This window comes from Staphylococcus sp. B1(2026) (genome assembly GCF_058895785.1).
This window is the reverse complement of the sequence record NZ_JBZXTS010000038.1, coordinates 1-12,158: the sequence shown is the minus strand read 5'-3', so window position 1 is coordinate 12,158 and position 12,158 is coordinate 1. Positions and strand designations below refer to the sequence as shown.

The 12,158-nt window shown below is 30.1% G+C and carries 14 protein-coding genes; 10 read left to right on the top strand and 4 right to left on the bottom strand.

Translation table 11 applies throughout. The features are described 5' to 3' along the window. Positions 1 to 234: 234 nt before the first annotated feature. The 4 genes from infC (at position 235) to AC5EAH_RS06420 (ending at position 1,847) form a co-directional block, all read left to right on the top strand. Complete coding sequence (infC, locus tag AC5EAH_RS06435) at positions 235 to 765, top strand: translation initiation factor IF-3 (RefSeq protein WP_493493952.1); 531 nt, start codon at positions 235 to 237, stop codon at positions 763 to 765. 24 nt (positions 766 to 789) lie between these two features. Next, positions 790 to 984 carry a 50S ribosomal protein L35 gene (gene rpmI / locus AC5EAH_RS06430; RefSeq protein ID WP_493493951.1) on the top strand — a complete coding sequence of 65 codons (195 nt, stop codon included), beginning with the start codon at positions 790 to 792 and terminating at the stop codon, positions 982 to 984. 49 nt (positions 985 to 1,033) lie between these two features. Beyond that, the gene (gene rplT, locus AC5EAH_RS06425) at positions 1,034 to 1,393 is read left to right on the top strand and encodes a 50S ribosomal protein L20 (protein WP_493493950.1); all 360 of its coding nucleotides are present in this window, start codon (positions 1,034 to 1,036) and stop codon (positions 1,391 to 1,393) included. Between the two features lie 61 nt (positions 1,394 to 1,454). Next, entirely contained in the window at positions 1,455 to 1,847 is a 393-nt protein-coding gene (locus tag AC5EAH_RS06420; protein ID WP_493493949.1) for a hypothetical protein, read from the top strand. A gap of 54 nt (positions 1,848 to 1,901) precedes the next feature. Here AC5EAH_RS06420 and AC5EAH_RS06415 read toward each other — a convergent pair whose 3' ends face one another. Continuing rightward, positions 1,902 to 2,486: a hypothetical protein gene (locus tag AC5EAH_RS06415; RefSeq protein WP_493493948.1), complete on the bottom strand. Its 585-nt coding sequence runs from the start codon at positions 2,484 to 2,486 to the stop codon at positions 1,902 to 1,904. Between the two features lie 314 nt (positions 2,487 to 2,800). On the opposite strand from AC5EAH_RS06415, the gene glmS reads away from it, so the two are divergent. From glmS to AC5EAH_RS06385, 6 genes are all read left to right on the top strand, one after another. Beyond that, a complete protein-coding gene (gene glmS, locus AC5EAH_RS06410; protein WP_493493947.1) occupies positions 2,801 to 4,612 on the top strand; it encodes a glutamine--fructose-6-phosphate transaminase (isomerizing) in 1,812 nt (603 codons plus the stop codon). 225 nt (positions 4,613 to 4,837) lie between these two features. Then, entirely contained in the window at positions 4,838 to 5,101 is a 264-nt protein-coding gene (locus tag AC5EAH_RS06405; protein WP_493493946.1) for a hypothetical protein, read from the top strand. A gap of 153 nt (positions 5,102 to 5,254) precedes the next feature. After that, complete coding sequence (locus AC5EAH_RS06400; protein ID WP_493493945.1) at positions 5,255 to 6,040, top strand: MBL fold metallo-hydrolase; 786 nt, start codon at positions 5,255 to 5,257, stop codon at positions 6,038 to 6,040. A gap of 9 nt (positions 6,041 to 6,049) precedes the next feature. After that, entirely contained in the window at positions 6,050 to 6,529 is a 480-nt protein-coding gene (rlmH, locus tag AC5EAH_RS06395) for a 23S rRNA (pseudouridine(1915)-N(3))-methyltransferase RlmH (protein ID WP_493493944.1), read from the top strand. A 57-nt stretch (positions 6,530 to 6,586) separates the two neighbouring features. Continuing rightward, complete coding sequence (locus tag AC5EAH_RS06390; protein ID WP_493493943.1) at positions 6,587 to 7,411, top strand: VanW family protein; 825 nt, start codon at positions 6,587 to 6,589, stop codon at positions 7,409 to 7,411. 125 nt (positions 7,412 to 7,536) lie between these two features. Next, positions 7,537 to 8,082, top strand: a complete 546-nt coding sequence (locus AC5EAH_RS06385) for a biotin transporter BioY (protein ID WP_493493942.1) — start codon at positions 7,537 to 7,539, stop codon at positions 8,080 to 8,082. Between the two features lie 26 nt (positions 8,083 to 8,108). Here AC5EAH_RS06385 and AC5EAH_RS06380 read toward each other — a convergent pair whose 3' ends face one another. From AC5EAH_RS06380 to AC5EAH_RS06370, 3 genes are all read right to left on the bottom strand, one after another. Further along, positions 8,109 to 8,414 (bottom strand): hypothetical protein, encoded by a 306-nt coding sequence (locus AC5EAH_RS06380; protein ID WP_493493941.1) that lies wholly within the window; start codon positions 8,412 to 8,414, stop codon positions 8,109 to 8,111. Between the two features lie 69 nt (positions 8,415 to 8,483). Then, complete coding sequence (locus tag AC5EAH_RS06375; protein ID WP_493493940.1) at positions 8,484 to 9,632, bottom strand: multidrug effflux MFS transporter; 1,149 nt, start codon at positions 9,630 to 9,632, stop codon at positions 8,484 to 8,486. A gap of 63 nt (positions 9,633 to 9,695) precedes the next feature. Beyond that, entirely contained in the window at positions 9,696 to 12,035 is a 2,340-nt protein-coding gene (locus AC5EAH_RS06370) for a transglycosylase domain-containing protein (RefSeq protein ID WP_493493939.1), read from the bottom strand. Between the last annotated feature and the right edge of the window lie 123 nt (positions 12,036 to 12,158).

The following is a 12,158-nucleotide window of genomic DNA, read 5'->3' as shown; positions in this document are numbered from 1 at the left end:
AAATAGTCTACATCGCAATTAATTCCCTTAAATTTAATATTGACAATAATCATTAGAAGTGTTAAGATGAATAATGTTAGAGTAAAAAGAAGTAGAAACGTTTGTTTCTCACCAAGCTAATTATGGTTAGCCGGTCAATGATCGTACTGTACAGTAATGATGTATTTGATAGGCGGAGACTATAATGTTTCGGTCTCTTTTTATTTTGTAAAGTTTGAATGTATCATACAGGAGGTGGCTCCCATTAGCAAGGACACTACACAGATTAATCAACAAATTCGTGCAAAAGAAGTACGTTTAATTAGCAATACAGGTGAACAATTAGGTGTTAAATCTAAGCAAGAAGCACTGGAAATTGCAGAACGTGTTAATTTAGATTTAGTTTTAGTTGCACCAACAGCAAAACCACCAGTAGCTCGTATTATGGACTATGGTAAGTTTAAGTTTGAGCAACAAAAGAAAGATAAAGAAGCACGTAAAAAACAAAAGATTGTAACGTTAAAGGAGATTCGTTTATCGCCTACAATTGAAAAACATGACTTTGAAACGAAATTAAAAAATGCTAAGAAGTTTTTAATTAAAGAAGATAAGGTAAAAGTATCTATTCGTTTTAAAGGTCGTGCAATAACACATAAAGAAATTGGTCAACGTGTATTAGAACGTTTTGCTGTGGAAGCAGCTGATGTTGCTACAGTTGAACAAAGACCAAAAATGGAAGGGCGCAGCATGTTTTTAGTGTTAGCACCTAAAAAAGAAGATAAATAAATTAATAACTAGGAGGAACACATCATGCCTAAAATGAAATCTCACCGCGGGTTAGCAAAACGTGTTAAAAAAACTGGTACAGGAAAATTAAAACGTTCACGTGCGTATACTTCTCACTGGTTCTCACGTAAAACTACAAAACAAAAACGTCATTTACGTAAAGCATCACTTGTTTCACGTGGTGATTACAAACGTATTCGTACTTTATTAGTAAAATAATTAAAAGATAATGTGCTAATGAGTAGCACCATTAAAGGAGGAATTTATTATGCCACGTGTTAAAGGTGGAACAGTTACGCGCGCTCGCCGTAAAAAAGTATTAAAATTAGCCAAAGGTTATTTTGGTTCTAAACATACATTATTTAAAGTTGCTAAGCAACAAGTTATGAAATCTGGTCAGTATGCATTCCGTGACCGTCGTCAAACAAAACGTAATTTCCGTAAATTATGGATTACACGTATTAATGCAGCAGCACGTATGAATGGTTTATCATACAGCCGTTTAATGAATGGCTTAAAAGTAGCAGGTATTGAAGTTAACCGTAAAATGTTATCAGAAATTGCTATCCATGATGCAGCAGCATTTGCACAATTATGTGATCAAGCTAAATCAGCATTATCAAAATAATAAAAGGACTATAGGGCAAATAAGTCCTATAGTCTTTCTTTTATAAGAGTGGAGGACTATGGTGAAAACAAATGATATTATTAAGATAGTAGTTGCTATATCAGCTATATTAGGAGCTATATTTGTTTGGGGGTATTTATTATTATTTATACCTTTAGCTTATTTAATTTTAAAAAACTTACCTTTATTTTATCGCTCTTTGCGTTTTGAACGTTGGCAATTAATCATCATGTGTTACCTTATTTTTCCTTTAAGTATTATTTTGTTAGTGTATTTAAGTTATTTAGAATATTATTTTTTGAATTTTAATGGTTTACTATATGTATTATTTATTATATTTAATACAATATATTGTGCAGCATTTTATTATTTTTTAACACAGTTATTTTATAAAAGACGTCGAAGTTATGCACAAAGATTAAAACAAAAAAAGAAAGAACTATCAGATGATTAATAAAATTCAGCTAAGAAAACAAATGTTTTCTTAGCTGAATTTTTATATACAGTATTATTTAATGTAACTACTTTGATAATGAATAGCTTTAATTTTATAGCCTAAGTAGCTTTCTAATTCTTCTATAAGTAGAGGATTAAAAGTAAACTCTTCAATGACATATATTTTATTATTAAGCTGAAAACATTTATTTAAAAATTTATCGTTAAACATAATACAATGGATAATATCATTATTGTTTAAAATGATTTCTACATGATTATGTGTTGAATGAGAAATGATAGGTGCTTCAAATGGATAATTTGAAGTGAAAATTTGAGCATTTGTAATTTTAAGTTTTTCAGCTGTAATATGTAGTAAGTATTTATTAGTAATTTTTATGATTAAATCGATATGATCTTTATTTTTATGCAAACGTATTTTTTGATTAACAATATATAAATTTTCTAAATGTGAGATTTTCTTAAAAGTAGGTTCCACAAAATCAAAAATAATATTTTCAGTAATCTCTTTAGCATGTTTAACAAGTTTTTTGTTATGATCAAAAATTCTTTGTAAGCGAATTTGAGCCATCTGTAATAATAATAAATCATATTGACGAAGTTGATGATTAAGTTGATAAAATGATTGTTTTGTCATAGTAAATGCTCCTTGTAATATTCATATAATTATTAAAACATAAAGGTCAAGAATAGTCAAAATAACTGATTGCTTGAATTTTTACATTTATACATAAGTATGATAAAATATAAAAGTTATTAATAATAAGGAGGAATATAGTTTAAAATGATAGCGCCTGGTTAAAGCTAGAACGGTTAAAAGTAGCTTTAATGACGAGGAGAAAGGTGATCGAATTATCGGCGGATACCTTTCCGGCTGAGATAGTCGTGAGTTAATTGACAAATCAACAAAGCAATTAATAATCTATATTAAATTGAAATGAGGATTATATTATGTGTGGGATAGTTGGCTATATTGGTCAAGAAGATACAAAAGAAATTTTATTAAAAGGATTAGAAAAGTTAGAATATCGTGGTTATGATTCAGCTGGAATTGCTTTATATGAAACAACGACAGATGAAGTGAAAATTTTTAAAGAAAAAGGTCGTATTGCAGATTTAAGACAAGTAGTGGATAAAAATGCTTTAGGTACTATGGGTATTGGGCATACACGTTGGGCAACACATGGTAAACCTGGTTATAAAAATTCTCACCCACACCAAAGTGAGGATGGTAGATTTACATTAGTACATAATGGAGTAATTGAAAATTATGAACAATTACGTGATAGTTATTTAGAAGGTGTTACTTTAATATCAGATACTGATACAGAAATTATTGTACAATTAATTGCTAAATTTGCACAAGAAGGTTTAAACACAGAAGAAGCCTTACGTAAAACTTTGAAATTGATTGAAGGTTCATATGCTTTAGCAATTATTGATATAACACATCCAAATACAATGTATGTAGCTAAAAATAAATCGCCACTATTAGTAGGACTTGGTGAAGGTTTTAATGTAGTTGCTTCTGATGCGATGGCGATGTTACAAGTCACTGATATTTTTGTGGAATTAGCAGATAAAGAAATTGTGATGGTTAAACGTGAATCTGTTAAAATTAAAAATTTAGAAGGTGAAGTTGTTAGTCGTGAATCATTCAAAGCAGAATTAGATGCCTCAGATATCGAAAAAGGTACTTATGAGCACTATATGTTAAAAGAAATCAACGAGCAACCATCAGTTATACGTAAAATTATTCAAGCTTATCAAGATGAGCAAGGTAATTTAACAGTTGAAGAAGATTTATTAAAAGTTTTTAGTCAATGTCAACGTATTTACATTGTTGCTTGCGGGACATCTTATCATGCAGGATTAATTGGTAAAGATTTAATTGAAAAATGGGCTAAAATACCAACAGAAGTACATATTGCTTCAGAATTTGCTTATAATTTACCATTATTATCAGAAGGTGCAGGTTTTATCTTTATTTCTCAGTCGGGTGAAACAGCAGACAGTCGAGCAGTATTAAAATTAATTACGGAAAATTATGATTATCCAACATTAACGATAACGAATGTACCTGGTTCAACGCTATCACGTGAAGCAAATTATACTTTAGCTTTATATGCAGGTCCAGAAATTGCGGTAGCTTCAACAAAGGCATATACAGCACAAGTAGCGGTATTATCTATTTTTGCTAATGTTTTAGCTGTGGCAAGACAACAAACAGTACATATTGATTTAATAAAAGAATTAGGTATTGTTGCTAATGCAATGGGTACAGTCATTGATGCACATGAGAAATTAGAAAAATTAACATCTAAATTTTTAGATCGTGCACGTAATTGTTTTTACATTGGTCGAGCATTAGATTATTATGTTTGTTTAGAAGCAGCATTAAAATTAAAAGAAATTTCGTATATTCAAGCAGAAGGATTTGCTGGCGGTGAATTAAAACATGGTACAATAGCTTTAATTGAAGAAGGTACGCCAGTTGTTGCTTTAGTTACTAATGAACAATTGAATTTAAATATTCGTGGTAATGTGAAAGAAGTAGCAGCACGTGGTGCACATACATGTATTATTTCAATGGAAGGATTAGATGCATCAGAAGATAGTTTCATCATTCCAAATGTCAACCAGGAATTAGCACCGCTTGTATCAGTTGTCGCTGTACAATTAATGGCCTATTATGCTGCCTTACATCGTGATTGTGATGTTGATAAACCACGTAATTTAGCGAAGTCAGTGACAGTAGAATAGGCATTATAAGTTAAATTAGTTGACTAAAAATTCTAAGTATATTAGAATTAAAATTACGAAGTATTTTATATATTTTGATTATTATTCAGGAGGATAACGATATGTCATTTTTAGACGATTTAAAAAACAAAGCAAATGAAGTAGTAGGTAAAGCAGGAGATATTTTTGACGNTAAAATTACGAAGTATTTTATATATTTTGATTATTATTCAGGAGGATAACGATATGTCATTTTTAGACGATTTAAAAAACAAAGCAAATGAAGTAGTAGGTAAAGCAGGAGATATTTTTGACGAAGTAAAAGATAAAGCAGAAGATGCTTTTGAAGATATTAAAGGTAAAGCAGGAGATATTTTTGACGATGCTAAAGATAAAGCTAATGAAGCTAAAGATGCTGTAACAGATAAAGCTGAAGAAGCAAAATCAAAAGCCGAAGAAGTAAAAGATAAAGCAGAAGATGCTGTAGAAGATATTAAAAACAAATTTTAATAAATTGTAATTGATAATAAGATTAGTGATGAATAAACCTATAGTAGGTGTGATTTATTACTAATCTTATTTTTATTTAATTATGTTTAGACTATCTATTTGAAAAATGATAAGATGAAATAAATAATTTAGTTTAGAAAAGAGTAAAAGATAATGAAGATGAGTGTTTTAGCTAGTGGAAGTACTGGCAATGCCATTTATGTTGAACATAATCAACATAAAATTTTAGTAGATGCAGGTTTAACAGGTAAAAAAATAGTGGAATTAATGGCTTCAATTAATAGAAAACCAGAAGAATTAACAGCACTATTAGTTTCACATGAACATAGTGATCATATAAAAGGTATAGGTGTACTTGCTAGAAAATATCAATTACCAATTTATGCGAATCAGGAAACATGGCAAGCCATGGATAAATTAATTGGTAATGTTAGTAATGAACAAAAATTTATTTTTGATAAAGGAAGTATAAAAGATTTTGGATCATTAGTTGTTGAATCATTTGGTGTTAGTCATGATGCAGCTAATCCACAATTTTATACTTTTGCAGTAGATAACAAAAAAATGTCAATTATTACAGATACGGGTTATGTATCCGATAAAATGAAGGGTATTATTTATGATTCGGATGTTTTTGTTTTTGAAAGTAATCATGAAGAGGAAATGTTACGTATGTGTAGTTATCCTTGGCATACTAAGCAACGTATTTTAAGTGATCAAGGACATGTATCAAATACGGATGCAGCTTATGCTATGTTAGATGTCATTGGTGATCATACTAAACGTATTTATTTAGCACATCTTAGTAAAGAAAATAATTTAAAAGAATTAGCTAATCGAACAGCAAAAACTATTTTAACACAAGCAGATATTAATATTGCAAAAGTACAAATTCATGATACAGATCCAGCTGAAGCAACACCATTAATAGAACTTTAAGGAGAAATCATGAAAATTACATTAATTACAGTTGGAAAATTAAAAGAAAAATATTTAAAATTAGGTATTGAAGAATATGCAAAACGTTTATCAGCATATTGTAAATTATCTTTTATAGAAGTTGCTGATGAAAAAGCACCAGAGAATTTAAGTATTAAAGAAATGGATATAGTTAAAGCCAAAGAGGGACAACGTATTTTAGCAAAAGTAAAAGATCAAAGTTATGTTATTGCTTTAGCTATTGATGGTAAAACATATACTTCTGAGCAATTAAGCCAGCATCTATCTCATTTAATGTTACATGGTAAAAGTGATTTAACATTCATTATAGGTGGAAGTTTAGGATTACATGAAACAGTGATACAGCGTGCTAATGAAAAATTATCATTCAGTAAAATGACATTTCCTCATCAATTAATGAAATTAATCTTAGTTGAACAATTATATCGAAGTTATAAAATTATTGAAGGTAGTCCCTACCATAAATAATTAACTTATTCCTTTTTAAATTAGTATTTGCTATAATAAATAAAAAGGGAGGTAAATATGTCTAGAAAATTATTTTGTGAAATTTCACCTTTAACTTATAAGATATCGGTGAGAAAAAGTATTGTGTTGCGTTATTGGCAAGATTTCAATAAAAAAATTAATTTTGCTAAAGAAAAGTCTGACACACCATTACCTTGTTTAGTTTATAAACATAACTCGTTAATTCGTAGAACTTTAGGTGATGTAGATCCTAGATTGCAAGCAAATAAAGCGGTTAATTTAAAAATATCTACACCTAAAGTATCTGGTGTTTTAATCAAACCAGGTCAAACATTTTCATTTTGGAAATTAGTTGGAGAATGTACATCACGTAAAGGTTACAAAGAAGGTTTAATGGTTGGTAGAGAAGAAGATACACGTAGTGGTTTAGGTGGCGGTATGTGCCAATTTTCTAATTTAATACATTGGATGATCTTACACACACCTTTACAAATTATTGAACATCACCATCACGATGGTGTAGATATGTTTCCTGATTTTGGACGAAAAGTACCATTTGGTACGGGGACATCAATCGTATATAATTATTTGGATTATCGTTTTTATAATCCAACAGAATATACTTTTCAATTAATTACCTATACAGATGATGAATATTTATATGGTGAATTAAGAACTTCGGAACCTTTAGCATATAAATATCATGTTAAAGCAGAAAATGAATATTTTAGTCGTGAAAATGGCATAGTTTATAGAAATAGTGAGATCTATCAAACAGTTGTTGACAAGCGAACAGGTAACACAGTTGCTAAAAATCTGTTGAAACAAAATCATGCAAAAGTATTGTATGATACAAGTCATTTAGAAATTATTGAGAAATAAAAATAAAGTGTTGATAATTAGTTAGTTTATCAACACTTTATTTTAAGGTAATAGTCAACTTATTTTTATTAAGGTTTACAAATTATAGTTATTCTGATATGATAAATAAAAAAGGAGTATTGATAATGATTAAAAATTTAATCTTAATGGCAATGCTATTGACTATTATCATTTTATTAGGCTATTTACCACCGATTACATTTATTTTTTTACCTATTCCAATAGTCATACAAAATTTAGGTATTATGTTATTAGGTGGTTTATTAGGATGGCGTTATGGTGGGATAACCGTAAGTGTGTTTTTATTACTAGCAGCATTAGGTTTTCCAGTACTATCAGGTGGTCGTGGCGGTATCATTTTATTTGTTGCGCCAACGGGGGGATATTTAATTGGTTATTTTTTTGCTGTGATTGTGATAGGATGGTTAATAGAAAAATATGCTCAGAATCTAACATATATCAAAGTAGTTATTATAGTTACAATTGGTGCAGCGCTTATTAATTTAGCTGGTAGTTTATTTATTAGTTATTATTTAAAATTAGAACGTATTGAAACAATGTTATTACTATCAATTCCATTTATGATAGTTGATATGTTAAAAGTTTTTTTAGCGAGTTCAATCATTTATCGTTTGCGTTTTGTAAGTTTAATAGCAAAAAATAAAACCTAGACAATGTGGTATTGTCCAGGTTTTTCTTATTGTCTTAAATGATTGTTTAAATATTGTTCTAAACGATTATTTTTTTCAGCTGTGTCAAGTTGTTCTAAGTAGTAGGGATCTAAGTGAAATACAAGTTCTAATTCATTTTTTTCGTTCAAAGCAATGACTGCTTCACCATCCTGACTACCTTTGAATCCAGTCGTTACTTCATGAAAATGTGGTGTGAAGAATGTGATGAGTTTTTGACGCCAATAATTTCTTCTTTCAAGATAATGAGCAACATCTTCCATAGGAATAATATAATTATCAATATTAGCACCATAAATTGTGTAATGTTTCATAATCCACCTCTTAAATAATTTGATAATTTAAGTATAGAAGAGTTAAAGAATAAAATAAAGTATAATGTTTTAAGATTTAATAACTCTACTGTATAAAATAAGTGAGATACTAGCACAAATGATAATTGTTAAACTTGTTGAATAAAATATTTGTCCCATACCAACTAAAGGAGAAACAATACCTCCGAAGAATGCAGGGAAAAATCCAAGAAGAGCAGATGCGCTCCCTGCACGTGAACGTTCTAAATTCATGGCTAATGCAGATGATGAAGGTAAAATCCATCCTAAAGTAAACATTAAACTGAAAAACCCAATTTCTACTAGCCATAAAGGGCTGTCAAAAATTAAAATAATGCTTAGAATAATAGAAACGATAAAAAGGCTATAAATACCAAATTTTAAAGCTTGTAGTCCTGCAAATTTGCTTGACCAACGACTACCAATTGTAATAGCAATACCATTTAAAGCAAAACATAAACTATAAGCAATTGCAGATAAGCCATAGTGTGTTTGTAAAATAAAAGGTGATGAAGAAATATAACTGAATAATGTTGCTAAGGCACAAGCTTGAATAAATACAAATAACATAAAAGCATGATTAGTCATTACATTCCCCATAGTTAAGTATGTTTGTGATATTGAAAAATTAGAACGCTTAGTTACTAATAAAGTTTCTTTAAATTTGATTGTGCTAAATATAAGTATTACACCAAGTAAAGCTAAAGTGATAAAAATCATTGTCCAGTGAGCATAAACTAGAATTAAACTCCCTAAGATAGGTGAGAAAATAGGTGCCATGCCATTAACTGCCATTAATAAACCAAAGAAATGTGCCATTTCATCGCCTTCATATAAATCTGCAATGACTGCACGTGCAATAACAAGAGAACCAGCTGATGCTAAACCTTGAATAAATCGTAAAATAATCATTGTTAATAAATTCGGTGAAAAAATAATCATTATCGTACTTAATGTAAAAATAACTAAACTAATTAGCAAAGGTTTCTTTCTTCCATATTTATCACTAATAGGTCCAATTAATAATTGACCACCTGCTAAACCAATTAAACTACTTGTTAAAGTAAGTTGAATGGCAGAAGTTGTTGTGTTAAAAAAATTAGCCATGTAAGGTAAGGCAGGTAAGTATAAATCAGTTACAAAAGGTCCAAATGCTGAAAGTGCTCCTAAAAATAAAACTAGAAATTTTTTGTTGTTCATAAATAGTTAATCTCCTTTATAAGACAAGTAGGAGATGATTTATTTCCTACTTGAGTATGTCTATTAGTTATCGTCATCATTATCAGTTGATGATGAATGATTTGTTGTATGAGAAGTTATTGCTGGTTTTGTACTTTGTGCACCTTGTAAAGCACTAGTGACATTTGCATCAATATTAATACCATTTCTTAATAAAGTTGTATTATCTTCTGCAGGATTAGTAATGGTATTGAATGGTAAATTATTATTGAATAATGAAGTAGCTGTTGGGCAATTATTTACAGGTGCACCATTAGATAGTTGACATATAGAACGTGTATCTACATTATCTGGACGAGGAAAACCTTGTTCCGGTGCGACTAATTCATTGTCAACATTATATACTGAATTTAGTAATGTAGACCAAACATATTTAATAGTAGCATCACTTGGTAAAGTTGCAGGTTGATCATAACCTAACCAAGCACCTAAAGTTAAACGTTTAGTACCACCGACCATCCATGAATCATAGACACCATCAGATGTACCTGTTTTTGCATAAACATTACTAGAGCCAAAGTTTAATAGACCAGGCACTTGATTAGCAGAACCTTGTGTTAAAACATTTTTTAACATGTCTACAATCATATATGCTGTTTCAGGAGAATAAACTTGAACACCTTCTTCATTATCTTTTTGATAAATGACATTACCATTACTATCAGCAATTTTTGCTACCATATAAGCATCTTTAAAAGTACCTTCATTAGCAAAAGTTGTAAAAGCATTGGTATTTTCTTCAACCGTTACCCCTTGAGATAAACCACCAATGGAAGTTGCTAAATTAGTGTAATCTTGATCTGTTAAAGATGTGTAACCCATTTTTTTCAAGTATTCAGCAGGACGTTTGTCTAGCATACCACTATATAAACGAATAGCGGATAAATTGTATGAATTATACAAAGCTTCTCTTGCTGTTACCCAGCCGTAATCAATACCGGCGTAGTTTTGTGGTGTCCAGCCTTCATAATTAAATGAACGGTCTAATAATAGTGTATTAGGTGAAATATAACCCATTTCTAATGCAGGTGCATAAACTACTAAAGGTTTGATTGAAGAACCTGTTGAACGTAAACTTTGTGTTGCATGATTTGTTTGTTCTGATTCGAAGTCGCGTCCACCAACAAAACCTAAAATCTTACCAGTAACATTATCTATGGCCATTGCACCAACTTGTACGGGATAAGCCTTGCCATCACTAGAAATATACTCACCACCATAGCCGTCAAAATATTTAGCAGCATTATTTAATGCATCGTGTACATTTTTATCAATGGTTAATGTGACACGGTAACCATTTTTTTGCGCAGCATTTTCGGCTTTAGCATAATATTTGTCTTTCAATGTAATACTATTATTAATGTCTTCACGACTATAGCCATCTTTTTCTGCTAAAACATATAATAGAGTTTCCACAATACGTTGTTTAGCTTCAGTAATAACATAAGGATATTCAATACTTAAATTTGGAATATTATCAATAAAAGTTGATTTCAAATCAAAAGCAATAGCTTGGTCGTATTGTTGTTGTGTAATATATTTATATTTTAACATTTGTTTTAATACATATTTTTGACGCTCAAATCCATAAGATAAATGTTCGTCATCTTTTAATTCACCTGTGTTAGTAAAAGGTGTGTATAAAAACGGCGCTTGTGGTAATCCCGCAATATAAGCGGCTTGTGCCAAATTAACATCTTGTGCTGATATGCCAAATAGCCCGCGTGCAGTAGCTTCAATACCTGAAACATTTTGTCCATTAGTGTTACGACCTAGGTCAACAACATTTAAGTAATAATAAAGAATATCTTTTTTATCAAACATTTTTGTTGCACGTAAAGCTAATAAAATTTCTTTTGCCTTGCGTGCATAAGAAGTTTCACGTGTTAGAATTTGATTTTTAATTAATTGTTGTGTTAAAGTACTCCCACCCGAAGCAGAACTTGATCCAGTTACTTCTTGAATGACTGCACGTAATGTTGATTTAGGAACAACACCATCATTAGAAAAGAAAGTAGGATCTTCTGTACTAATTAAACCATTGATAATGAAAGGTGATACTTTTTCATAAGGAACTACAGTACGTAAAGTATCAGCACGTAATGAACCTAATTTTTCGCCACCAGAAAAATAAACATCTGTTGTTTCTGTCATAGTACCTAATTCAGTTTTCATTTCATCATATGTCATCACAGGTGTATCTTTGACAAGTGCAGCAACATAACCTGCACCAATACCCATACCAAGACAACCAATTAAAATAAGTGTTAAAATACCAAATAACACAATATTCCATATCGTTTGATAAAATAATCCGAAGTAATCATACCATTTTAATTTTATATCGGAATCTTTTTTCTTCACATGCATTCTCCTTGTATATATTTTCTCGAACATATATAAATACGTATATAGTATTGATTATACCATATAGTTAAGTTAATAGTGTATCAAATTGTATGATGAATTAATTGCGATGTAGCCTAT